This window comes from Flavihumibacter fluminis (assembly GCF_021491375.1).
Lineage (GTDB): Bacteria > Bacteroidota > Bacteroidia > Chitinophagales > Chitinophagaceae > Flavihumibacter > Flavihumibacter fluminis.
In genome coordinates, this window is record NZ_JAKEVY010000001.1 from 574,788 (window position 1) to 600,748 (window position 25,961).

Below are 25,961 nucleotides of genomic sequence, written 5' to 3' on the forward strand. Positions count from 1 at the left end.
CTACGATTTTACGATTGCCTCTTCCATATTGTACATGAGATTGATAGTCTTCATTAGTGCCGCCTGTGATACCGGATCCAGGTTCGGATCCTGCGGGTACTCTCCTACTTTAAGTGTGGACTTTGCATCCAGTTGTCCCGCACGGAATAGTTCCAGCTGTTCTTTGTGATACCTGGTCAGGATCGATAATTCTTCTTTTTCCGGAGTGCGGCAAAGGATACGACGGAATGCTGTTTCAATATTCGTTTGAGCATCCTTGTTAGTACTTATTAACTTCTGTGCAAATACCCGGGATCCTTCCAGTATAGTCGGATCATTCATCATGGCCAGCGCCTGCAGTGGTGTATTGGTTTGTAAACGTGTTACCTCACATTGATCACGATTACTTGCATCAAACAGAATCATGGAAGGTGGAGGCACTGTTAATTTGATGAATGTGTACAGGCCCCTGCGGTACAATTTCTCGCCCTTATCCTGCTTATAGGTTGCCAGTTCTCCTCTGCCAGAAGTAGCACTTTCCCAGAGACCTGCGGGTTGATAGGGTTTAACGCTTGGTCCACCTATTTTTTTAACCAGTAGGCCGCTGGATGACAGTACCAGGTCACGAACAAACTCTGCTTTCAACCTGGTTCTGGGAGCATGCGACAGATAGATATTCTCAGGATCTTTTTCCAATGCTTTTTCGCTGACCCTGGCAGATTGGCGGTAGGTATTGGAACTAACGATTTTTTTGATGATGTATTTGATATCCCAGTTATGTTCCATGAAATCAACCGCCAGCCAGTCGAGCAGTTCGGGATGTGAGGGAAGTTCACCCTGCATACCGAAATCGCCACTGGTTTTTACCAGTCCCCTTCCAAAAAACTCTTGCCAGAGTTGGTTCACGAATACCCGGGCAGTAAGCGGATTGTTTTTGTCTACTGTCCATTTTGCCAATCCGAGGCGGTTTCTTGGTAATTGCACTGTATCGTATTTCATCACTACCGGCAGTGCCATGGGCTGCACGCGTTCGGTTGGATGGTCATAAACGCCGCGGTTTAATACATAAGTGGGGCGAATGGTATCCAATTCTCCCATTACGGAAACATACAGTGAACTGGTATCTTCCCGGTTTATAAAAGACAGGGTCGATTGGAGTTCCTCATTGGTAAGTGTCAGAATGGGATTCTTAGCCGGTTTGGAAATAGAAACATCACCCTCATAACCGACTTCATAGGTATTATTAAAGAAGGCAAACAGACTGAAATAATCCTTTTGCGAAATCGGATCATATTTATGATCGTGGCACTGGGCACATTCAGCCGTAAGTCCCAGTAACCCTTTGGTGTAGGTTTTCGTTTTGTCAAGCACATATTCAATCCGGTATTCTTCCGGGATTACGCCACCTTCTTCCGTGTATTTATGATTCCTGAAAAAAGCGGTAGCTAAAACCTGTTCCTTTGTTGCATTTGGTAATAAATCGCCCGCCATTTGCCAGGTGACAAACTGATCGTAGGGCATATTTTCATTGAATGCTTTAATAACCCAGTCGCGCCAGGGCCATTGCGTCCGGATATTATCATCCTGATAACCATAACTGTCGGCATACCTTGCAATGTCCATCCAGTGAACGGCCATTTTTTCCCCATATTGGGGAACTGCCAAAAGCGTTTCCACCAGTTTTTCGTACGCATTTTCGGATTTATCATTGAGAAAGCGCTCAATCAGGGCTTCATCAGGTGGTAATCCGGTCAAATCCAGGCTCACCCTTTTCAGCAGTCTTTCCTTATCCGCCTCTTCATTCATGGACAGCCCCTTCTCCTTCAGCCGGGCCAGAATGAAATAATCAATTTCATTTTTTGCAAGAGCTGATTTCACTTTAGGCAAGTCCTGTTTCTCCGGTTTAACAAAAGCCCAGTGTGGTTCATATTCTGCGCCCTGCTCAATCCATTTTTTCAGAATGGCGATTTCTTCCGTTGACAGGGCCCCGAGATGGGAGTCAGGAGTTGGCATGATGTAATTCGGATCAGTAGAGATTACCCGTTTGAATACCTCCGATTCCTCAGGTTTACCAGGCACCAATGCAAATGCCCCTTTGGTTTCTTTCAGGGGAGCAAAGGCAAACTCGGGAAGATCCAGTCTTAAACCGGCTTCCAGTTTATTTTGATCCGGGCCGTGACACTTAAAACATTTGTCAGACAATATCGGCCTGACATGGTAGTTATAACTAATATTACCTGTATCAGAGAGACCTTCTCCGGCACTATTCAGACAGGCAGTAAATGCAATCGCTGCTACAATCAGACTACAAACAGCGACCAAAATTTTTCTCCTCATTTTCTATGGCTTATGGTCGTTTTCAAATTTACGCAAACAATACAGCTTCCTCTTATACTGCATTGTCAAAAACACAGCCTATTTTACCAGTGCAGGTTCTTTATATTTTGTAACTTAAACACATCATTCAGTTTCCCTACCCGCTGGCACTGTTTTTTTGTAGCAAGTTTCATTCATTCTTAAAACGACTTACTATGAAAGATTGGCTTAGAACCCTGATCGCCGGATATGGTGCATACAAATGGGGCGGCGGCTGCCTTGGTACCATTGTAGTTTTCCTTATTCTCTATTGGTTACTTGGTGCAGTAGGATGTTAGGCCTCCGACCCATACTTGTCCTGCTGATTATACTATTCATGGCCTTGCTGGGAGTTGGTATCGTTCGCTATTGGTTAAAATCCAGAGATGTTGCCGAAACCATCAAAGACCGAATTTCGACCTGGGTTAAGGAGGAAACAAGTGGCCAGTACAAACTCAGCATTGGCGACCTGCACATTGACCCTGAAAAACAAAGTATACTGGTCAGTGAGATAGTATTTCAACCTTCTGACAAGATTAGAAGTGCAGGCTCTGTCTACAAATTCAGATTGGAAAATCTGCTGATCAACCAGGTTACTCTCAGCTCCTTACTGGAATCCAGCTTGCTCGATCTATCCAATATAACCATTGCTGGTGGGGAATTTGAGATCATCCGGTATGCTGACAATAATGATGATTCAACTACCGCAAAACAAAAAAAACAGTTCTCCAAAAAAGGATTGCAGGGCATAAAAATCGATTCTATTCAACTTTCACAACTTGATCTGGTATATCAGGCAAGCAATAAAGCCATCACCAAACTGGAATCCGTACACCTTGATCTGTATGGCTTTCATACCGACAGCCTCAACACAACAACAACCAATTCACTACCAGTTGCAAGTTTTCGGTTAGCCATCGAAAATCTTAGGACAGAACTCTCAGATAAGGAATATGAACTCAAGGCTGAAAAGTTTATCCTGAATGGAGCGCAACATTTTCAGGCAATAATTAAAAAGATTGAATTGATTCCGACTGCGGGCAGCTCACTGGAAGCAATTGCTGCCCAAACACCGGTACAAATGGATGTCTACCAGCTAAGCATACCCGAAGTTGTAATTGATTCACTTGATTATAGAGCTTTTCTGGAAGACAGCATAATCCGTACCTCCATGATCCTGCTTAATGAACCTTCTCTCCTCATATTTAATGATCGTAGCAGACCACCCTCCACCCAATCTAAAATCGGTAAAAATCCACATCAACTGATTCAACAACTGATCTTTGGATTGGAGGTACCCGTACTCCAGGTTAACAATGGGTCAATCACGTATTACGAAAAAAACAAAGAGGGTACCGATGTTGGTAAACTCCGGTTTGGTTCTATTTCAGGGAATGCTGGCCCAATACTGAAAGGAGTTGAAACAAAGGGTAGCCTGCAACTCGACCTGGAAGCCAAACTCATGGACCAGGTTCCGATGAAAGCACAGTTTTATTTCCCTCCCGGACCAAATGGTCAGTTCACGGTTCATGCTTCTATCCAATCCTTTCAACTCGCTGCCCTAAATCCAGTCATCCAGCCACTGGCAAGGGTTGCTGTCCGAAGCGGTAAAAGCAACCTTTTAAATTTTACTATTCAGGGATCCGATCAGGGCGCCAACGGCAAGATTCGGTTTAGCTATCAGGACTTTAAAATTGATATCCTGAAAGAAAAAGAGAAAGGAACACCTACCAAACGACCATTCCTGAGTCTACTGGCCAACCAGCTGCTAATCCGTACACACAACCGTTTGGGGGATCGAAAAGCGCATGAATTCCTGGTCCGGGAAGACCGCGATCCATCGAAATCATTCTTCAATCTGATCTGGAAAACCCTCTTTGAAGGACTCAAAAGCAGTGCAGGAATTCGCTCAAAAGACACTAAACCTGCCTGAAATGGCTAAAAACTGCGATATAAAAGCTATTTAACTGGTTAAAAAAGGCTTTAATGTTTAGACATTAGAGACTGATAGGCTATCTTTGCAAGTGTATTTTTTACCATTAATAAGAATAACATGGGAACTTATAAATATATCGGACTGATTGCTACCCAGCAATTGGAAACACCCATTCTGCTGAGCTCAGGAAGTTTGGCAAATGGGTATAAGCTAAAAAAAGTGCTGGCGCATGGCGAGGCTGTTTCAAACGGACTCGCTGAATCCTGGTATCCCGGTGTGGAAGTAGTTGCGAATCTTTCCGATATTCTTGAAGATGAAAACATCGAGCTGGTAGTTGTGGCTGGTAAATCACACAACCAGTTGGAATTGATCCGGCAGGCAACGGAAGCAGGTAAATTTGTACGGGTAATTTAATCCGCAATGATTAGTTTGCTGTATGCAAACGAACATAAGAATTGGACTCCTTATTACCCTGACTATTTTACTGATACAAGCGGGGCATGCACAAAAAGAACATAAGTCGCAAAACCTGAGTGGCAACCCGCTTTTTCAAGGTTGGTACGCAGATCCGGAAGCCATCATTTTTGGAAAACAATATTGGATTTATCCAACCTATTCAGCCCCTTACGAAAAACAGGTTTTCTTTGACGCGTTTTCTTCCAATGATCTGAAAACCTGGAAAAAACACCATCGTATTCTTGATACGAGTGCCATCAAATGGGCAAACAGAGCAGTATGGGCTCCCTCCATCATTGAAAAAAACAATCGGTATTTCCTGTTTTTTGGTGCCAATGATATCCAGAGTAACGAAGAATATGGAGGAATTGGTGTTGCCGTAGCAGATCATCCCGCCGGACCTTTTAAAGATCATATTGGCAAACCCCTGATAGATCGTTTTCACAACGGCGCACAACCCATTGATCAGTTTGTTTTCAAGGATGATGACGGACAACACTACTTGTATTACGGAGGCTGGAGACATTGCAATATTGCTAAACTGAATGTTGATTTCAACGGTTTCATCCCCTTTGATGATGGTAGCATTTTTAAAGAAATTACACCCGATAAGTACGTAGAAGGTCCGTTTGTATTCAAACGCAATGGAAAATATTACTTCATGTGGTCTGAAGGTGGCTGGACCGGCCCCGATTATAGTGTTGCCTATGCAATCGCAGATTCACCGCTTGGCCCTTTCCAAAGAATCGGAAAGATTTTACAACAGGATCCTGCAATTGCAACGGGCGCAGGACATCATTCAGTAATCCGTCACCCCGGCACCGATCAATATTATATTGTATACCACCGCAGGCCGCTCAGCGAAAAAGATGGCAATTCGAGAGAGACCTGCATTGATCTCATGAATTTTGACGAAAAGGGATTTATCCTTCCAGTTAAAATAACCAGGGACGGCGTGAAAAAATCGCGTTTATAAATTCTTCCAACTAAACTGATGAATACCGGAGCCTAATTCAATAAAATGGGTTCCGGCTTTCCCTTGTGACGGAATTCTGAGCCGGCCGGTTGCTCCGGGAGGGATGGTTACCTTGTACTGCAGCATATTCCCTTTTCGCTCCCAGGCCGATTCAATTTTCCCCCATACCGATTCATAACTACAGGAAAACTGATCCAGTTTTTTGGGGAAGTTTGGCTCAAGCTGTATCACCTGAAATCCAGGCGCTGCTTCAACTGGTTTGATTCCACCCAAAGCTTTGTACATCCACGCACCAATTTCCCCAAACATGATATGATTCATGGAAATATCGGATGCTGCATTGATGGGCCAGTTTTCATATAAAGTGGTTGCTCCGTTTTTAATCCACCAGCCCCAGGACGGAAATGTTTCTCTTGATGCGAGCTCATAGGCCAGATCTGCATAGCCATTATCACTTAATGCATTTAAGATGGTTTTGGTTCCCAGTAAACCAACATCAATTTGTCTGCCATCTGCCACCACCCTGTCTGCCAGCGCTTTCGCCACAACAGGAATCAAACTGTCGGGAACCAGTTTCCAATGAAGTGCAACACTCAGTTCCGTCTGCAATCCGGATCCGTATAAACGGGTGGATGCATTCCAGAATTTTTGCTGGAAGGCCTGATAAATTTTTTCCGAAAGGGCTGTATAACGGTCAGCATCAGCCGCTTTTCCTAGTAATCGGGCTGCTTTTGACAAGATCACCACATCCGTATAATAATAAGCTGTAGAGGTGAATTCAACAGGGGTTTTTGATTTGACCGGTACCCAGTCGCCAAGTCCCCAGTAACAAATTCCATCCTTACTGATACTTTCCAGGTACTGCACGTATCTTTTCAATGCATCATATGTGTGTGCGAGCAAACTGGTATCACCATAAAACTGGTAAATATTCCAGGGGATAATAGCAATGGTGCTGGTCCAGTCTGGACCATTTCCCCATTCATAACCCCAGCCATTGGATGGAATAATGGAAGGGAATACGCCGTTCGGTTGTTGTTCATCCAGGTGATCCTGCAACCATTTTTCATACACCGTAATGCCATCAAAATTGAAGAGTCCGGTTTCACTGGCAATATGTCCATCTCCTGTCCAGCCGTTTTTCTCCCGCTGCGGACAATCTGTTGGATAACCAAACATATTAGACAGATAGGATGCATTTGTGGCAGCCCATATTTTATTTAACACAGGATTCGAACTGCTGACAGCCCCCGTTACCGGTAAATCCGAATGCATGAAATAAGCCTTTACGGATTCTTTTGTCAACTCTATCGGCTCACTGGCTGTCACTTCCACATATTGAAATCCTTTATAGTTAAAACGCGGAGTAAACTCTTCCATGCCTTTACCTGAAAGAATAAAGATGTCGGTCTGGAAAGGATCGGAATTATCCTGAGGACGATAATGCACATCGATATTGGAAAGATCTGTGCGGCCATTTTCATAGAGCCGTTCGGAATGACGGAGTTTTACAATGGTTCCGGCTTTTCCTTTGAGCCGGATGCTGGCAACTCCTGAAATATTACGTCCCATATCAAGCACATACACGGTATCACTGAATTTCCGAATTGATACGGCTGCTAATTCCTTTACTCTTCTGATCGGATGTAACGCCTGTGCCGTAACCAAAGGTGCAGGCGCAGAACGATAAATGGAGTTGCTCCAACTGGAGTCCGCAAAACCTGCCTGGTCCCAGCCCGGCATATCCAGTCTTGCATCATAATGTTCTGCAGTGTAAATGCTGGAGAAAATAACCGGACCTGTTTTTGTTTTCCAATCACGGTCAGACCCAATCGTTTCAACTGTACCATCTTCATATTCAACACGGATATCCAGTACAAAACAGGGTCGGTTCCGCCAGGGAGCCTCATGAAAATTCCACACGGCTGTAGACTGATGATTGTACCATCCGTTTCCAAGTAATACAGCAACCGCATTTTTTCCGTTTAACAATTCGGCAGTAATATCATAGGTGCAATACAACAAACGACGATCGTAACGTGTATACGTAGGTTCCAGCCAGGCATCACTGATCCGTTTGCCATTCAGACTTAATTCAAACAATCCGCCGGCAGCAATGTAAGCGCGGGCAGATCGTATCTTTTTTGTGAGGCTAAATTCTTTTCGGAAATGAGGTAAGGCTTTCTCCTCTTTTGAGTTTCCATCACTGATCCAACTGCCTGTCCAGTTGCCAGAATGCATTTTTCCCATTTCAAAAGAAGCCCAGGCTGAATAGGCAGAAACAAATCCTGACTGATCCCAAGCGCGTGTCCTCCAGTAATAACGAGTATAGGGTTGAAGTTCAGGGCCATTGTATCGATAAAAACCTACTGGTGACACAATTTTCCCGGTACGGTGAAGAAACGTTCCTTTGGCTACCAAGCTGGTATCCTTACAAAACTCAAGTTCAAACGCAGTGCTTCGAACAGCTTGCTCTAAACTGTTGATTTTCCATCGGAAACGAGGATTTGGCTGATCCAGACCAATTGGATTGACCAAATTTTCAACCGTCATGGAACTAACGTTTATCGCTATACGAGATAAACCATCCTGTACTGTCCTGTTTTGTGCAACTAATTGACTGTTATTTATCGCATTTATAAAAAGTAATACGAAAACTAAACGAAAAACTATACTCATCTGTTAAATTTAAGGAATCCTTCAGGTTTAAATGGCTTCCTTTGCAAAATGACACGTAGAACCTCAGGAATATCGACTCCTTTATACCAGTTTTTTTTATTACTGACTATGGCATTCGCGCTTGTATCAAAACAATCAAATGCGCAAGTTCAGTCTGATGACCGGATTAAAATTTCCGGAATCGTAAAAGATGGTAAAACAGGTAATGCGGTGGCATCCGCTTCCATCACAGCCGTAACAACAGTTCGCAGGGAAGGCGCAGATCCAGATACACTGTCCAATATTTCAATAACTGACCCCGATGGCAAATTTGTAATTACTGCACCCAGAGGAATTCGTACCATCATCCAGATCAGTGCCGTTGGTTTTGGATTGGAAGAAATACCTGTTACTATTTTGAACGATTTAAGTGCTTATGAATTGGGAGAGATTAATCTCACTACAGAAGCATCCAGTCTGGCAACCGTAGTAGTAACTGCAAGAAAGCCATTAATGACTGTTGGCGTGGACAGGAGGATTTTTAATGCAGATGCTGCCATAACCAGTAAAGGTGGAAATGCAGTAGACCTGATGAGACAGATCCCCTCTCTTTCCGTTGATGTTAATGGTGGTGTATCACTGAGAAATAGTTCGCCCCAGATTTTTGTGAATGGACGTCCTACCATTCTTACACTTGAACAAATTCCTTCTGATGATATTGATCGTGTGGAAGTGATTACCAATCCTTCTGCCAAATACGACGCTGGCAGCACAGGAGGTATTATCAATATTATTCTTAAAAAAAATCGCAAAGGCGGACTGAACGGAGTTGCTACGCTTGGTGCAGGAACACCGAGTCTGTTTAATGGCGGACTAAGTTTGAATTACCGGAAAAACAAAGTGAATCTGTTTGCCAGTGGTAATTATAACCAGTCTGGAGGTATTGCACGCGGTGAAGCCTATCGGGAAAATAAACGCAACGGCCAGACTACGGATTTTTTCAACCAGCAGACAGACAGAGAAAGGTTGCGCAAATTTTCTTCTGTTCGCTTTGGTATGGATTATGACTTCAACGACTTTAACAGTATTTCCATTTCACAGGGCTTTGTGAGAGGCGCTTTTGAAAACGATGAAGTGCAGCAGCAGCAGTATTTCGCTGCCAATGGACAACCTACACAAACCGGGCAGCGTTTTTCAACTGATGATTTCAGTTTTAATCGTGCCAACACACAATTGAATTACAGGAGAACATATACCAAACCTGAAAAAGAATGGACAGCAGATGTCACATTTAATACAGGAACGAATGGAGGTAATGGAGATATCCGGAACTTCTTTTACAATATGGAAGGACAATTGATATCCACGCCGAATACAGTTATCAACGATGCCACCGGAAGTGGAACACAGGTTACCATTCAAACGGATTATGTTAACCCGCTTTCTGAAAACAGCAAGTTGGAATTTGGTGCAAGATCCTATCATAATTTTTCAAAGGACAAACTGGATGTATTCTCTCTTCAAAGCGGAAACATGAGTAAACTCCCACTGAGTAACAATTACAGTTTCCGTGAAATGGTAAATGCTGTATATGGAAATTATTCCAACAAGATCGGGAAACTCGGTTACCAGGCCGGTGTCCGGATTGAGCAGTCCAGTTTTGACGGTGAACTGATTGACAGCTCACGCAAGTTCGGTTACGATTATCCATCGAAAGGAAATAATCTTCTAAATGCATTCTTCCCCAGTTTATATTTGACCTATTCGGTTAAGGAAGGCAGTGATATCCAGGTGAATTTCTCTCGCCGGATTCGTCGCCCGAATTTTTGGCAGATCAATCCTTATGTAGATATCACCGATCCGTTGAATATCCGTAAAGGAAATCCGGAATTACGTCCGGAGTTTACGAATTCCTTTGAACTGAATTTCAACCGCACTTATAGCACCGGAAATGTACTAGTGTCCAGTTATTTCAGAAACAATACGGAAGACATAACCATGTTCAGCGATACCCTGACAACTGCTGAATACGAAGCACTTGGAAATGCAGCGATTGATCCAAATGCGATACTGAATACATTCGTAAATGCAGACCGTACAAACCGGATGGGATTGGAACTGACCTGGCAACAGCGGATTGGAAATAACTTCGATTTTACTCCCAACTTCAATGCGCAATACCGGGATGTAAAAGCGAATGTTAGAGGAATCAATCTAAGCAATACCGGTTTTAACTGGAGTACCAAACTGATGATGAATTATAAGATCAATCAGCCAGACGCTAAATTCTTCAACAATTTTTCGTTCCAGTTATCAGGAGAATATGAATCACCCAGGGTAATGCCCCAGGGCAAGACCAAGGAACAATATTATATGGATTTTGCGATCCGCAAAGATTTCCTCAAGAACAATGCCGGCACCCTTACCTTCAACGTAAACGACGTATTTAACAGTCGCCGCTTTGGAAGCATCACAGACACCGAAAACTTTTACCAGGATTCCTACAGACGATGGAATGTGCGGACGGTTCGCCTGACTTTCAGCTATCGTTTTGGACGTCAGGACCTTGACCTCTTCAAACGCAGGGAAGGTGGCGACCGCAACGGGGGTGGCGAAACGGGTGAAGGATAAAATGTTGAAAACTTTGTTTTTGGATTTGGACTTATCCACTTATTTTGGCATACATGGATCACCCCTATTCCACTCTCCAAACGATTTATAATATTGTCAAGGATGACCCGGATCCGACCAGTTACCCCTGTAAACCGGCCCAGATCATCGTACGTCAGTTTTTACCCTGGGATACCATCCTTGAGCATATCCACCAGCTAACCCGGGAAGGATTGGTTGAACTGCAACAACAGGAGCGATTCACCCTGGTTAAGATTACCCTTAAAGGGCTTGCTTTATGCAGTTCCGGTGGTAAGGCAGCAGAATTGAACCTGAGCGCCTGAATTAAAATATGTTTTCGATGCTTAGACCGTAATTGAAGAGCAGGTTTTCTGATTCTGTGAAATTTACTTTGTTATAGGTCAACCCTACTGTAAGGCTAAGCCATTTTTTCAACCTGAACGAAATCGTATTGGTTGTTCGCAGAATAAAATCTTCTCCATCTGCAAAAGATTGTTGCCAGAAATGAACCCCATCCAGGGTTATTAGTTCATGAATAATCAATCGGTTTTTAAACCGAAAAGAATTCCGGAGGGTTTCATAACCGGTTCTGTCATATTTATCAGGTTCCCTCAATGCAGATTTCTCATACAGCAATCCATTGGAAATAACCAGGTTCAGTTTTCTTGAATTAACCAGGGTATATCCAAGTCCGCCTCCAAACTGGTAACGGTCATAAAGTTTTAAGGAAAGACTTTTTTCGTATCCAGCAAGGCCCCAGTAATAAAGTTTACGGGTATGTTTGAATAAATCTGCATCCACGATAAATAAAAAATCATTATTGGTTTTACGTGTTGGATTCTCTCCGTAAATCCAGTTGGTGAATGCATTTACTGTTAATATTTTTTTATCAATACTAAAGCGCAGGGAGTTATTGAAAATGTAAGAAGTGCCATTAACGGCAGTACGATTTATATTACCTGTACCGGTAAATCCTAAACGATAGATGGTAGTATCCGGCTCTTCCTTAAAAACGCTGTCTTCATTTTGGGCAATGCCCTGGAAAGATAACAGAATCCATCCGAGCAGTATTCCGATTATCCTCATGATTCGGCTGTTGGTAAGCCACAAAAATAAAAAAATCAGCGGCTAAGGATATCCTTATTATTTCAAATACACAGAGTTTATCGAACGGATTCTCTCTCTATAATTTGAGTCGGTAATATAATATGGGATGCTTCGGTGCCGGACTGCTCTATTTGCCTAACCAGCACCTCTACTGCTTTTTTAGCCATTTGTTTAATCGGCTGGCTCATGACTGTTATACCAGGTTTTCCCAGGCGAAACAAATCATTGTCATCAAAACAGATAACCGATACCTTTTCCGGCACGCTGATGCCCAGGTTACTGAAAGCTTCAAGCCCTGCTACTCCGAGGTTATTGGAAGTAAAAAAAACGGCATCAAAATCAGCTTTTTGTTTGTTGAAAAATTGTGCCAGTTCTTTTACCTGCTTCTGTTCCGGCCAACCAAAAGGAATTTTTTTCACCATGCTCTTTTCAAAGACCAGTCCATTTTTCTTAAGCCCTTCCATATAGCCGTCAATCCGTTGCTTCATCTGGAGCTGATCTGTATCATTGGTCACGAGCGCTATTTTCCTGTTTCCTTTGGAGGCCAGGTGATTCACTGCTTCCAGGCTCCCATTGAAATTATCTACGGTAACATAGTTTGAATTCAGATCCGGGAAATAGCGGTCTATCAATACCGTTGGCCGTTTTTCATCAATGAGTTTTTCCAGTTCCGGCAACATGAAGGTGGTGGGAGCAATTATGTATCCATCCATATGTTTATCAACCAGCATATTCAGGATATTCCTGCTCTTACCCTCATTGTTTTCGCTGCTGCAAAACATTACGGTATAGCCCTTTTTGTCTGCCTCCTCTTCCACCACTTTAGCCAGGTGGCCGAAAAAATAGTTGGAGATATCATCCACAATCAGCCCGATGGTATTGGTTTTGCCGGTACGCAAGCCCTTCGCAAAATGATTGGGACGGTATTGCATTTTCTCGGCCAGCTTCTCAACCTTAAGGGCCATGCTTTCACTGATCTTCATTTCCCGGGCTCTTCCATTCAGCACAATAGAAACCGTAGTTGCCGATACACCGGCAGCAGCAGCAATGTCTTTTATGGATACTTTTTTAGCCATGGAGTCAGCTGTAACCCCGCATAGTTACAAAATAGCTTTTACTTCCGCGATGCTTACCGGTCTTTTTTTCTCTACGGACCATTTGGCCGCTGTAGCAATCACTACCGCTTCTAGTCCATCCTGCCCGCTTACCGGGATTGGCTGGTTATTCTGCAGGGCTTCAATAAAAAATTTCATTTCATTCAGATAGGAAGCGGCATAGCGATCCATGAAAAAATCAAGGGGAAGCGATTGATGTATGCCCTGTTTATCATACACAATATTGCGATTGTGCAGATTATTCTCCACTTGCAACATGCCTTTATTACCAAAAATTTCAAGTCGCTGGTCGTATCCATAGATAGCTTCCCTGCTGTTATCTATTACTGCATAGGAATCGTCTTCAAAGATCAGGGTGGTTAGTGCGGTATCAATATCACCGGCCTCTCCAACTTTGGGATCAACCAAAACCCTGCCCCTGGCATACACTTCCTTTACTTCCTTTTGCATGATATAACGTGCCATATCAAAATCATGAATCACCATATCCATAAAGAGACCTCCTGAATGCTTGATGTATTCAATCGGCGGCAAACCAGGATCCCGGCTGGTAATCTTTACGATCTGAACTCCACCGATCCTTCCTTCTTTAATCTGCCGCTGTGCATGCAGGAAATCAGGATCGAAGCGGCGATTGAAACCCAGCATCATCTTAATGCCGGAACCTTGCACCTGGTCAACTAGCTGTTTGGTAGTTTCCAGGGAAAGGTCTACAGGTTTCTCGCAAAAAATGTGCTTGCCATGCTCCAGCGCAAGCCGGATCATATCCGCATGTGTACTGGTGGGTGTACATATCAAAACGGCATCTACTTCCGGTTTTGCTACCAGCTCCTTTGCGTCCCGCGAAAATGGAATACTGCCGTACTCCCGCGCAAACTGCTCCGGATTATAATCACGGTCAGCAACACCCGAGATCTGCACTTGCGGAAAATGCCGCAAAATATTATTCAGGTGGATCTTTCCAATGCGACCCATTCCGATCAGTACAAGAGATAATTTTTTCATGTTGGTTAAGTGCTTGATTTTTGTACTTGGTTATAGTTGAATAGAAGCCAGGTATTCACGATTCTTTCGGGCACATTCCAGCGGCTGTCCCATTCCGGGTAATACATCCTGCTCCACCACAATCCAGTCTTTATACCCTTCCTCTTCCAGCAGGTTTTTGATGGCTTCAAAAGGTACAGCACCTTTTCCCAACTCACAGAAAACCCCGTTCTGTACCGATTGAAAATAATCCCAGTTTTCTATTGTTGCTTTATCCCGTACCACCGGATCAAAATCCTTAAAATGAACATGCCAGATCCGGTCTATATGTTTTTTTATGAATCCTACCGGATCCGTACCTCCACCCAGCATATAATGGCCGGTATCAAAACATAATCCCAGTACTGAAGGGTCTGAACCTTCCAACAACCATTCTATTTCCTGCGGTGTTTCTACATAACCGGCACCATGGTGATGGAAGACGGTACGCATGCCATATTTTTCCTTTACTGCGCGTGCCAGTGCTTCCGCATTGTTAGCAATAAACCGATAGGATTCCCGGTCCAGCAAATCGTTTGCTTCCACCCTGCCCGCTTTTTTTGTTCGTTCGGGCACCGAACCATTTTCATCCGCCAGCACTATAAACGCATTGGGATAACCAGCTGCGTGCATGAGTCCGGCTGTACGTAATGCCCGCTCAATCCCCTCTGCCTGCGCTTCCGGTTTTACCAAAGCTACCGGTACAAAAGCCCCGAGTAAGTCCAGCTGACGTTGCTGCAATTCAGCCCGAAGTGCTGCAGGATCAGTAGGCATAAATCCCCAGTCACCTAATTCCGTTCCGCTATATCCTGCCGCCTTCATTTCATCCAGCACCTGGTCAAATCCTTTTTTCTCTCCTTCGAGTTCAAATTCCAGCACCCCCCAGCTGCAGGGAGCATTGGCTACTTTTATAGTTTGTTTTTCTATAACAGTTTGATTCATAACGGTAATGTATAAACGTTAAAATTTACGGGTCCATTCTTTAGGCCATCTTTCTACTACTACTTTGGTTTGAGTAAAGAATTCAATGGCATGTTTGCCCTGCCCATGCAGGTCGCCAAAGAAACTTTCTTTCCAGCCGCTGAAAGGGAACTGCGCCATTGGTGCGGCAATACCGATATTGATACCGATATTTCCGGCCATCGCTTCACTCCTGAATTTTCTTGCGCTGTTGCCACTGGTGGTAAACAGGCAGGCCATATTACCATAGATACCACGGTTGATAAAGTCAATCGCATCGTCCACGTTCTTCATATGCACCAGGGTCATAACCGGACCGAATATTTCTGTTTTGATCAACTCTCCGTCAAGCGGCAATCCTTCCATGATGGTAGGCCGGATGAAGTTTCCTTTTTCATATCCGGACACAGCCTGGTTTCTGCCGTCCAGCAATAGTTTGCCGCCTTCCTGCAATCCTTTGCCTATCAGAGTTTCGATACGTTCTTTGCTTTCCGGAGTGATAACTGGTCCCATTTCAACGGTGCTTTCCAATCCGTAGCCTACCTGGCGTTTTTTTGCTGATTCGTAGAGTGCTTCCTTGATGTTTGCATCGTTATCAACGGTAATAACGACAGAAGCAGCCAGGCAACGCTGTCCTGCACAACCATACACACTGTCCGTTATAATCTGTGAAGTCACTTCAATATCCGCATCAGGCAGGATCACTACCGGATTCTTGGCACCACCCTGAGCCTGTACGCGTTTGCCATTAGCCGTTCCGCGTGCATAAATGTATTTCGCTACCGGTGTACTACCCACGAAACTGATCGATTTCACCAATGGATGATCCAGTATGGCATCCACCGTTTCCTTGCCTCCGTGAACGAGGTTCAGTAAACCCGGTGGCAGATCCAGTTTATCAATCAGTTCAAATATTTTCATCATCGTCAGCGGCACTTTCTCTGATGGTTTAATGATCATACTGTTGCCAGTCGCTATTGCATACGGCAAAAACCAGAAACTGATCATTGCTGGAAAATTGAAAGGCGCAATACAGGCTGTTACTCCCAGCGGTTGCCGGATCATGAATTCATCAATACCGGTTGCTACATTCTCCAGGAATTCACTCTGCATCAGCATGGGGGCGCCGCAAGCCACTTCCACATTCTCGATGGCCCGCTGGATTTCACCTGCCGATTCAGCCAGTGTTTTACCACATTCCAGCGTAATCAGTTTAGTGATCTCCTCTTTATTTTCCTCCAGTAGTTGTTTTAGTTTGAACAGGGGCTGGATACGCTTCAACACCGATACGGATTTCCAGCCGAGATACGCTTCCTGTGCTGCCAGCACGGCAGTTTCCAGGTCTTTTGAAGTGGCAGCCCCAAAGGGAACTTTAGCCAATACCTCCTGGGTAGCGGGATTCAACACATCACGGGTTTCAGCACACTGACTGCTGACCCATTTTCCGTTAATATAGTTTTGTAATACCTGCATATCGTTTTGTTTTTAGCTTAAGAAATAATACACCGCAATAGTTGCCAGCACCAGGAAAATCGAAACCGGCTTGGTGTACTTCCAGGGTTCGATATTCACTTCACCGGTATGCACCGGTTGATACTGATTGGTGTTGGGATAAAATTTGGAAATCAGCAACATCACGAGGATATTAAGTACAAATTCAATTCCCCACACATGAATGAAATGAATGTCTACTTTAAGAATGAAGGTGGTCAGTAAATAAAAAGCCAGACCTGTAAAGATGGCCACCTTGGCTCCGGTTGCAGAAATCGATTTGATAAAAAATCCACCCAGCAGTACCGAAGCAATCGGAATGAAAAATATCCCGTTCAGTTCCTGTAACATCTGGTAGAGTCCCTCCGGTGCTTTTGCCACCATCGGTGCTACAGCAATGCCGAAAACAGCTAACAAAATGGAGGCCCAACGACCCGTTCTCACCAGCTTCTTTTCATCCGCCGCCGGATTAATTTGACGTTTGTATACACCCAATGTAAAAAGGGTTACTGCACTGTTCAACACTGCGTTAACCGTACTTAAAACAGTTCCCAATACCACAGCAGCAAAGATGCCGATTAAACTAACCGGCAATACTTTTTTCACCAGCTCTGGATAGATGGTATCCTGGTTATTGTAAAGTGAATCATTAAAATAATAAAAACCAATTACACCCGGCAATACAATGATCAGTGGCATGAGAATTTTAAACAAGCCCATGATCAGAAATCCTTTCTGTGCTTCTTTCAAATTTTTAGCACCCAATGCTCTTTGTACGATCACCTGGTTCATACACCAGAAATAAATCTGGTTGATAACAAGTCCCGTAAACAGCGTTCCAAAGGGCAAAACAGAATCTGAACTACCAATGGAATTGAATTTTTCCGGTGCATGTTCATACACTTTTTTTAACCCGCCTGCGATATCGGTTTCACCAATTTCATAGAGCGCAAAAAAGGGAACTGCCAATCCGCCTATAAACAAACCGATTCCATAGATCATGTCCGAATAGGCAATGGCTTTGAGTCCACCAAAAATTGCATACACTGAACCCAGCACCCCGATCAGTACAATCATCCACCACATCGATTCTTCTTTGGTAATTCCAAACCGCTCAGATACATCAAACAGGGTTTCAAAATTGATCGCACCGGTATAGAGTACGATGGGCAGCAGGGTGATGATAAAGGAGAGAATGAGTAAGAGGTTAACAATCGTATGTGTCGACTTATCAAATCTCAGTTCCAGGTATTGCGGAATTGTTGTTAAGCCCATCTTCAGGTAACGCGGAATAAAATAAACCGCCCCTAAAACAAGCGCAATCGCACTGGTTACTTCCCAGGCCATCACAACAAATCCGTTTTTATAGGAAGAGCCGTTCATACCGATTAGGTGTTCGGTAGAAATATTCGTGAGCAACATGGAGATCGCAATCAGCCAGGCTCCAAGGGACCTTCCTCCAAGGAAATAACTGGAGGCAGTTTCAAACTTATCGCTGCGCATTTTGTACCAGCAATAAATTCCCACAAACAGGGTAAACAACGCAAACGTTACTATAGCAAGATTCATTCGTTGGTATTGGTGGATTAATAAATGCGTTGCTTTGCTTTGTTCTTTTTCAATTTATCATAGGCGGATTTCACACTGGCATGCGTAGATACTTCCGCTACAGGAACCTCCCACCAGGCGTAACCACCTACCCGTTGTTCGCGATCCGTTTCAATGTATACGACCGTAGTGTTTTTATTTTTCTTCGCCTGGACGAGTGCGGCTTCCAATTCTTTTCGTGTTTGTGCCTTAATAACCGTAGCACCCATGCTGGCTGCATTCGCAGCAAGATCTACGGGAAGAATACCACCATCCAACTGGCCGGTTTTTTTGTTGCGGAATTCATACCGGGTTCCGAATCCTTTGGTACCAAGTGATTCTGATAAACCACCGATACTCGCATATCCATTGTTGTTAATCAGCACAATAATGAGTTTCATCTGTTCCTGTACAGCCGTTATGATTTCCTGGCTCATCATCAGGTAACTGCCGTCGCCCACCATCACATAAACTTCCCGGCTTGGATCGGCCATTTTGATTCCAAGTCCGCCTGCAATCTCATACCCCATACAGGAATAGCCATATTCCAGGTGAAAGCCTTTGGGGTTGCGGGTTCGCCAGAGTTTGTGTAAATCTCCAGGTAAACTGCCGGCAGCGCATACCATCACATCCTTGTCATTGGACAGGGTATTCACTGCACCTATTACTTCACCCTGGCTAATCGGTACGGGATGATTGAGCTTATAAACCGTATTCACCACCTTATCCCATTTTCGGGCTTCTCGTTCCTGTTTGGCGCGATACGCATCTGAAACCTTATACCGCCTGATGGATTGCAGTAGTTCCTGCAATATTGCTTTCGCATCTCCTACCAGGGGAATAGCTGCATGTTTGAAAGCATCAAATTCTGTGACGTTAATATTAATAAAGCGAACGTTTGGATTTTGAAAAGCCGATTCAGAAATCGTGGTAAAATCACTGTAACGCGTACCAATTCCAATTACAAGATCTGCTTCTGCAGCAGCTGCAATAGCACCGGGAGTGCCGGTAACTCCTGCTGCACCCAGGTTCAGGGGTTCGGCATAATGAACAGCTCCCTTACCGGCAAAAGTTTCCATTACCGGAATACCGGTTCGGTTGATGAACTCCGTTAGTTCCTTACTGGCTTCGCTGTATAGCACACCTCCACCTGCAATGATGATGGGTTTGCGTGCTGCTTTAATGGTTTGTAAAGCAGTAGCAAGGGCTCTGGCATCGGGACGGTTACGCTGGATGGTCCATACTCTTTTAGCAAAGAATTCCACAGGGAAATCAAAGGCTTCCGCCTGCACATCCTGGGGCATACAGAGGGTAACAGCGCCGGTTTCAGTGGGTGAAGTAAGTACCCGCATCGCTTCAGGCAAGGCAGTTATCAATTGCTCCGGACGATTGATCCGGTCCCAGTAACGGGAAACCGGTTTGAAACAATCATTCACGGAAATATCCTGGCTCCAGGTTGATTCAAGTTGTTGCAGCACTGGCGCCACATCCCTTTTGGCAAAAATATCGCCGGGTAATAAGAGTACGGGAATTCGGTTAATGGTAGCCGTTGCAGCACCGGTGACCATATTGGTGGCACCCGGACCAATAGAGGTAGTACAGACCAATGCACCGATGCGATTTTTCATTTTCGCATAAGCAATGGCGGTATGCACCATCGCCTGTTCATTGCGGCTTTGAAAATAGGGGAACGATGGATATTGAAGCAGCGCCTGTCCGATACCGGCCACATTACCGTGACCAAAAATGCCAAAACAGCCACCAAAAAAAAGCTGCTCCTTTCCATCTCTTTCCACGTATTGATTTTGCAGGAACAGAATCGTAGCCTGCGCCACAGTCAATCGTTGTGTTTTCTTTGCCATATGAGTTCGTTGATCAGTTTAATCGGTGAGTCCACCGCGTTCTTCAATCAGTTGCATTACTTCGGATAAAGTGGGCATATCATTCGCACAGCCGGGTCTTTGCACCACCAGGGCACCGCAGGCATTACCCAGGCGGCAGGCCTTGGAGATACTCCATCCCTGTACAAATCCATAAATGAAGCCGCCCGCAAACGCATCACCAGCGCCCAATACATTCAGCACATCTACCGGATAACCGGGAACATCCTGGGGTTCATTACCCGCCGCATAAATCGTAACGCCCTTTGATCCTTTTTTTACAATCAGCACTTTGACCCCTGCATTCAGGATCTGTTTTACGGAAGCCTCTAGGTTGCCTTTCACTTTGGGGGCGGAAACCTGCTGGTGTTCAATCACCACATCGTTGATATCCTGAAGGGTAGCTGCCAATACCTCTTCTTCTGTACCAATCGCAATAGTCACTTTAGGCAAAATGGCACGAACCATCAGTCCGAAGGAACGGATATCTGTCCACTGATCGGCCCTGAAATCAATATCCAGGATTACTGGCACATCCTTATCATAACCCTGTTCAACTGCATAAAAAATAGCACTTCGACTCGGTTCTTTACTCATCGCATTTCCCGAAACCTGCACTACTTTAAACTGACCTACATCCGCGGCAGCCACATGATCCATGGTGATTTGAATATCTGCACAGTTATCGCGGTAAAAAACCAGCGGGAAACGATCCGGAGGTTCAATACCAAGAATCACAGCACTGGTGCGGGCACCCGGAATCCGGGGAATATAATCCGTGACAATCTTTTCTTTGTTTAGAAAATTCAAAATGAAATCACCGGTTTTGTCCTGGCCTACTCCGGTTAACAGAGCCACTTTCAAACCAAGCCGGCCAGCTCCTACTGCGATATTCAAAGGAGAGCCACCTACAAATGCATTAAACCCTTTGATATCAATAAAATCGGCACCGATATCCTGGGAGTATAAATCAATAGAAGAGCGACCAATGGTCAGTAAATCCAAATTTTTCATGTTGGTTGGTCTTAGGGTTGATTGTTCATTTCAGCAGTTACCATGGGAATTCGCGGATCTCTGAATTTCCAGCTGTCAAATAACCAGCTATGATCCGGATCGGGTGTATTGGCCAGTGACTGATCACTGCCCGCAAGGAAATTCAGGTAATAACAGTTGTATCCATGCAGTGCTACCACCGGGTGATACCCTTCCGGAACCAGCACGGCATCGTTGTTACCTGCCCGCAGGATTTCATCCAGGGAACGATCACTGGTATACACCTGTTGCAATGCAAAACCGCCTGGTTTGTCTATTTTATAAAAATATATTTCTTCGAGATCGGCTTCTTTCAATTCACCGTTTGCATCCAGGATACGAACATCATGTTTATGCGCCGGAAAGGAACTCCAGTTGCCGGAAGGCGTATACACTTCAACAGCTACCAGTGATGAACAACCGAAACCCGGTTCAATCAGACTGTTGATCTGGCGGGTTGCATTTTCTCCTCCCCTGATTTCAATGGCAGCTTCTTCCGGTGTTTTGAATCGGGCCGGAAAATCCGCTTTGGCTTTCACCCATCCTGCAGCGATGTCGAGTAATTCACTGGTTGCAGTCAATTTGAATTCAGTATGGCGGGGCAGGTAGAGACTATGTGCTATGCCGCTGAAAACAGATTTGCGTCCATTGGTGGTGGTCCAGGTACCCTGACTGGTTTCCACGGTATAATTACCACTCAGTAAAATAAAGCCATATTCATGTTCACCAGTATAACCGGTCCAGCTTTCGCCCTTTTTTAATAAACGAGCTTCCATATTCAGGTGCTCCCAGCCTGCATCCGCAGCCGTTATACGCTGGTACACAGATGCCCCTTCCCTGGGATGTATTAATAAGTTGTTCATTCCTGTCCGATTATGGTGTGTTGGATTTCCTGTATCAAGGGTTGTAAAGCCCGCGACTGTCCGGCTGCTCCCATCAGTTCAAAACGCTTCAACATGAATGCCTCGAAGGATTGCATGTATTTTCTTCCTGGAACAACTGGATCAATCAGCTCTGGCTGACTGGTAAAAAATTCCCGGTGATCCCTGGTCCATAATAAACGCAGGTCGGTTGCGATATTCACTTTACAGATACCGAGCTGAATGGCTTTCTTCAGCTCTTCATCTTTTACACCGGAGGCATCAGGTTTCAATTTGCCACCATACTGATTGATGGCTTTAACCACTTCCGGATCTACGCAGGAACTGCCATGCAGTACTAATGGAAAGCCGGGCAATAATTCCTGGATTCTTTCAAGTATGTGAAATTGAATCCCTTGTCCGCCACTGAATTTATATGCACCATGACTGGTACCAACTGCTACTGCAAGAGAATCACAGCCGGAACGTTCCACAAATTCTTTTGCCTGTTGCGGATTCGTGTATTTGGCATCCACTTCTTCCACCGACAAATCATCTTCCACTCCGCTTAATACACCCAGTTCCGCTTCTACAACAATACCGTGGGTATGCGCTTTTTCAACTACCAACCGGGTTCTTTCAATATTTATATCAAAGGGATCATGTGAAGCATCAATCATGACAGAGGTATATCCCTGCTCAAGAGCTGCAATTGCATGTTCTTCATTTCCATGATCGAGGTGGATCGCGTATACAACATCCGGGTAAATATGTCCTGCGGCCTGAATCATCGCCTGCAACATAACAGGATGCGCATAGTTCCTGGCCACAGGAGTTAACTGTACAAGAATGGGGGCTTCTGCACGGTGAGCAGAAGCAAAGAGTGCCAGCACCTGCTCCATCGTAAATACGTTTACGGCAGGGATCGCATAACGACCATAACAATGTGAATAAAGCAGGCGTGGAGAAACCAGCATAACAATCGTTGGAAAGGTTACTAAATCGTTTTAGTAAAACGTTAAATTAAGGTTTTCAGGCAATAATGCAAAATTATTTTTTAGTCTGTCCCGGGCACCTGGCTGTCGAGTGCCAGCACCAGTTCCAGCTTGACCGGCAGGCTGGAGGAATCGATTTTTGTCTGATCCACTTTGCTTTCCCAGAGATAGAGTTTTTTTAATGCAGGCAAGGATGTCAGCAGGGGTAAACCTGCTTCCGATACCTGGGTTCCATAAAGGTTCAGGTATTCCAGCTTAGTTAATGCCGGCAAAAAAGACAAACCCTTTTCGCTAATCGGATTCCGGTTCAAATTCAGTTTAAAGAGACTGGTCAATGATGCCAATGCGGGTAGATCCGCATCTTCCAGCTGACAGTTTTCCAGTTGCAACCAAACCAGTTGTTGCTTTACGCCAGCCAGTACGGAAAGATCAGGCCTGCTACTCCCCTTTCCGTTGAATTTCACTTCCAGGAGATTGCCTGTTCGGGTCAGCAGATTAACCTGGTACCCATTATTCAAGAGTGCATCAATGGCTGATGGTTCCGGAGCAGGTGCAATATACCCGGCTACTGCCTGCTGATCCAATCTGAAAAAACGAACCAGTTCATCCCGCCTTTTCGCATTGGGTGCAAATGCGGTTACCCGTTGCTGTTGATGGGCGCCAGTTTCAATCCACCATTCCAGGATGGCTTTCTGTTCCTCTGTTAAGGGTGTTTTACCATCTGTTGGCATGAATTCTTTATGATCTTCCGGCAAACTGATCCTGCGATAGAGTTCACTGGTAGCAAGATTACCTGGCACCACTCCGGCACCGGATTTGCCACCTTTTAAAATGGCAGCGTGACTGGTAAGCAGGTATTCCCCTTTTGTCTTTTCTTCATTGTGACAACTAGCGCATTTAGCCTGCAGGATAGGCATCACTGCATCTTCAAAGAGATAAGCAGAATCCAGCTCGCGGATTTGCCTTGCAGTACTACCTGCTGCTCCCATTGAATCCGAAGCCGCAAAGGGGCTGTATTCCGTCAGGTAAGAACCACCGTGAGTAAGTGCACCGCCCCAGTGGCCTGTAAGGATCATTGAACCGATCGCACTAACGATACCGACTAAACGAAGAATAGGAAATGCAGATCGCTGACTTTTCCCCTGTATCAGATACGTTATAAATACTACCATTGAAAGTACTGCCACCAGGATGCCGCCATTTTTGTGACGCTCCAGGGTTTGCGATTCATAATCACCTCCGGATGAAAGCAACCAGCCGGTCAGAATGGATAGACCACCACTTATAGCTGCCAGTAACCAGAGTATGGATAGTGCTTCTGTTAGCCGGGAGGATTTTTTCTTCCATTGTATCAGATGCAGTACCAACGCGAAACTCAGCAATCCGATTGGCAGGTGTACAAGTAAGGGGTGAAAGCGCCCGATAAATAAGGAGAATTCAGAATTCAATTGCATAAACTTTTTAATCAGGCCAATATGTCTTTTACGATATTTCCATGAACATCGGTTAACCGGAAATCGCGGCCACCAAAACGGAAAGTCAGTTGTTTGTGATCAATGCCAAGCAGGTGCAACATAGTAGCATGCAGATCGTGAATAGTGACAGGCTTATCTATTACCCGATACCCATAATCATCGGTAGTACCATAGATCGTTCCGCCTTTGATACCTGCTCCCGCCATCCACATGCTGAAAGCTGACGGATTGTGATCGCGGCCATCAGTTCCCTGTGCGAATGGTGTTCTGCCAAACTCTCCGGAAAATACCACCAGGGTTTCATCCAGCAAACCACGCATTTTCAAATCCTTTAACAAGCCGGCGATTGGCTGATCCACCGCATGGGCATTTCGTTCATGTCCATCTTTCAGATTAGAGTGCTGGTCCCAGCGATCTGCATTGCCTCCAATATCCGGACAGGTTAATTCAATAAACCGCACACCCCGTTCAACCAGCCTCCTGGCCAACAAACATTGCGCGGCATAATTGCGGGTATTGGGATCCGGTGAATCCAATCCGTATAATTTTTTAGTAGCGGCTGACTCTTCTTTGAATTCTGTCAATTCGGGTATGGAAGACTGCATCTTATAGGCCAGCTCATAATTGGAGATGGCTGCTTCGATCGCATCATTGCCTTCCAGGCTTTGTAATAAATGAGCATCCCGCTTTTTCAGGAATGCCAATTTTTCTTCCTGGATACCGGCTATGGAATCCAGTGGTTTGATATTCGCAAGGGGCTCTGTTCCTGCTCTCAACAGTGAAGCCTGGTAAGCTGCAGGAAGAAATCCGTTTTTGAAATTATCCAGTCCGCCCGGAGGAATCAATCCACCATCCAGCACAACATAACCCGGCAGATTACTATTTTCCGATCCTAGACCATAGTTCACCCAGGCTCCCATGCTGGGCCGGCCTTGCAGACCGCTTCCCGTATGCAAAAAATAGTTCGCATTGGTATGTTCCGGAAAATTGGAAACCATGGAGCGAACCAGCGCTAAATCATCCGCGCAACTACCAATATGTGGAAAAAGTTCACTGATCTCCATTCCGGATTCGCCATAGCGATTAAACTCCCAGGGACTTTTCAGGATCTTGCCAGTATCGCCAAACTGTGTGGCATCCATTTTAAATTTTTTGGCCGGGTCTTCTCCGTTTTCTTTTGTCAGTCGTGGTTTGGGATCAAAGGAATCCACCTGGGAAATCCCGCCATCCATGTACAGAAAAATAATATTCTTTGCCCTGGGAACAAAACCCGGAGGAATGGGGCCGGCACCCAGGTGATCCAGTAACTGGTTCTTTCCCGCTTCCACACCGGAACAGGACGGAAGCAGGCTGCCAAACATACCCAGCATGGCCAGCGATCCAAATCCGCATTTGCAGATGCCTAACATTTCCCGGCGACTAAGCGGTCGTTGAAACTGATTCAT

At 44.9% G+C, this 25,961-nt stretch carries 20 protein-coding genes; 6 read left to right on the plus strand and 14 right to left on the minus strand.

From position 1 onward, the window contains the following. Positions 1–2,316 (minus strand): PSD1 and planctomycete cytochrome C domain-containing protein, encoded by a 2,316-nt coding sequence (locus L0U88_RS02680; protein WP_234864062.1) that lies wholly within the window; start codon positions 2,314–2,316, stop codon positions 1–3. 194 nt (positions 2,317–2,510) lie between these two features. Between L0U88_RS02680 and L0U88_RS20855 the strand changes: the two genes are divergently transcribed. The 4 genes from L0U88_RS20855 (at position 2,511) to L0U88_RS02695 (ending at position 5,702) form a co-directional block, all read left to right on the plus strand. After that, positions 2,511–2,633 (plus strand): hypothetical protein, encoded by a 123-nt coding sequence (locus L0U88_RS20855; protein WP_255722956.1) that lies wholly within the window; start codon positions 2,511–2,513, stop codon positions 2,631–2,633. Continuing rightward, the gene (locus L0U88_RS02685) at positions 2,627–4,267 is read left to right on the plus strand and encodes an AsmA family protein (protein WP_234864063.1); all 1,641 of its coding nucleotides are present in this window, start codon (positions 2,627–2,629) and stop codon (positions 4,265–4,267) included. The genes L0U88_RS20855 and L0U88_RS02685 overlap by 7 nt, the downstream gene beginning before the upstream one ends. 120 nt (positions 4,268–4,387) lie before the next feature. After that, positions 4,388–4,684, plus strand: coding sequence for a Gfo/Idh/MocA family oxidoreductase (locus L0U88_RS02690; RefSeq protein WP_234864064.1), 297 nt, complete (start codon positions 4,388–4,390; stop codon positions 4,682–4,684). A 22-nt stretch (positions 4,685–4,706) separates the two neighbouring features. Beyond that, positions 4,707–5,702: a glycoside hydrolase family 43 protein gene (locus tag L0U88_RS02695; protein ID WP_234864065.1), complete on the plus strand. Its 996-nt coding sequence runs from the start codon at positions 4,707–4,709 to the stop codon at positions 5,700–5,702. On the opposite strand, the gene L0U88_RS02700 is transcribed toward L0U88_RS02695, so the two are convergent. Further along, positions 5,697–8,255 carry an alpha-L-rhamnosidase gene (locus L0U88_RS02700; protein ID WP_234864066.1) on the minus strand — a complete coding sequence of 853 codons (2,559 nt, stop codon included), beginning with the start codon at positions 8,253–8,255 and terminating at the stop codon, positions 5,697–5,699. The genes L0U88_RS02695 and L0U88_RS02700 overlap by 6 nt on opposite strands. Before the next feature lie 174 nt (positions 8,256–8,429). Between L0U88_RS02700 and L0U88_RS02705 the strand changes: the two genes are divergently transcribed. Further along, positions 8,430–10,991 (plus strand): TonB-dependent receptor, encoded by a 2,562-nt coding sequence (locus L0U88_RS02705; protein WP_234864067.1) that lies wholly within the window; start codon positions 8,430–8,432, stop codon positions 10,989–10,991. A gap of 53 nt (positions 10,992–11,044) precedes the next feature. Further along, a complete protein-coding gene (locus tag L0U88_RS02710; protein WP_234864068.1) occupies positions 11,045–11,314 on the plus strand; it encodes a hypothetical protein in 270 nt (89 codons plus the stop codon). A 1-nt stretch (position 11,315) separates the two neighbouring features. Here the strand turns inward: L0U88_RS02710 and L0U88_RS02715 are convergent, their stop codons facing one another. The 12 genes from L0U88_RS02715 to L0U88_RS02770 all read right to left on the minus strand — a co-directional run bounded on the left by L0U88_RS02715 (position 11,316) and on the right by L0U88_RS02770 (position 25,961). Then, positions 11,316–12,077, minus strand: a complete 762-nt coding sequence (locus L0U88_RS02715; RefSeq protein ID WP_234864069.1) for a DUF481 domain-containing protein — start codon at positions 12,075–12,077, stop codon at positions 11,316–11,318. A 77-nt stretch (positions 12,078–12,154) separates the two neighbouring features. Beyond that, a complete protein-coding gene (locus L0U88_RS02720) occupies positions 12,155–13,174 on the minus strand; it encodes a LacI family DNA-binding transcriptional regulator (RefSeq protein WP_234864070.1) in 1,020 nt (339 codons plus the stop codon). Positions 13,175–13,198: 24 nt separating this feature from the next. Beyond that, positions 13,199–14,218 (minus strand): inositol 2-dehydrogenase, encoded by a 1,020-nt coding sequence (gene iolG, locus L0U88_RS02725; RefSeq protein WP_234864071.1) that lies wholly within the window; start codon positions 14,216–14,218, stop codon positions 13,199–13,201. 30 nt (positions 14,219–14,248) lie between these two features. Next, positions 14,249–15,178: a TIM barrel protein gene (locus tag L0U88_RS02730; protein ID WP_234864072.1), complete on the minus strand. Its 930-nt coding sequence runs from the start codon at positions 15,176–15,178 to the stop codon at positions 14,249–14,251. An 18-nt stretch (positions 15,179–15,196) separates the two neighbouring features. Continuing rightward, the gene (locus L0U88_RS02735; protein WP_234864073.1) at positions 15,197–16,669 is read right to left on the minus strand and encodes a CoA-acylating methylmalonate-semialdehyde dehydrogenase; all 1,473 of its coding nucleotides are present in this window, start codon (positions 16,667–16,669) and stop codon (positions 15,197–15,199) included. 12 nt (positions 16,670–16,681) lie between these two features. Further along, positions 16,682–18,256, minus strand: coding sequence for a solute:sodium symporter family transporter (locus L0U88_RS02740; protein ID WP_234864074.1), 1,575 nt, complete (start codon positions 18,254–18,256; stop codon positions 16,682–16,684). A gap of 17 nt (positions 18,257–18,273) precedes the next feature. After that, complete coding sequence (iolD, locus tag L0U88_RS02745) at positions 18,274–20,136, minus strand: 3D-(3,5/4)-trihydroxycyclohexane-1,2-dione acylhydrolase (decyclizing) (RefSeq protein ID WP_234864075.1); 1,863 nt, start codon at positions 20,134–20,136, stop codon at positions 18,274–18,276. Between the two features lie 18 nt (positions 20,137–20,154). Further along, positions 20,155–21,168 (minus strand): 5-dehydro-2-deoxygluconokinase, encoded by a 1,014-nt coding sequence (gene iolC / locus L0U88_RS02750; protein ID WP_234864076.1) that lies wholly within the window; start codon positions 21,166–21,168, stop codon positions 20,155–20,157. A gap of 11 nt (positions 21,169–21,179) precedes the next feature. Further along, entirely contained in the window at positions 21,180–22,049 is an 870-nt protein-coding gene (gene iolB, locus L0U88_RS02755; RefSeq protein WP_234864077.1) for a 5-deoxy-glucuronate isomerase, read from the minus strand. After that, positions 22,046–23,023: a class II fructose-bisphosphate aldolase gene (locus L0U88_RS02760; RefSeq protein ID WP_234864078.1), complete on the minus strand. Its 978-nt coding sequence runs from the start codon at positions 23,021–23,023 to the stop codon at positions 22,046–22,048. Before L0U88_RS02760 ends, iolB begins: the two co-directional genes overlap by 4 nt. An 80-nt stretch (positions 23,024–23,103) precedes the next feature. After that, positions 23,104–24,495: a c-type cytochrome domain-containing protein gene (locus tag L0U88_RS02765; protein WP_234864079.1), complete on the minus strand. Its 1,392-nt coding sequence runs from the start codon at positions 24,493–24,495 to the stop codon at positions 23,104–23,106. An 11-nt stretch (positions 24,496–24,506) separates the two neighbouring features. Next, positions 24,507–25,961, minus strand: coding sequence for a DUF1501 domain-containing protein (locus tag L0U88_RS02770; RefSeq protein ID WP_234864080.1), 1,455 nt, complete (start codon positions 25,959–25,961; stop codon positions 24,507–24,509).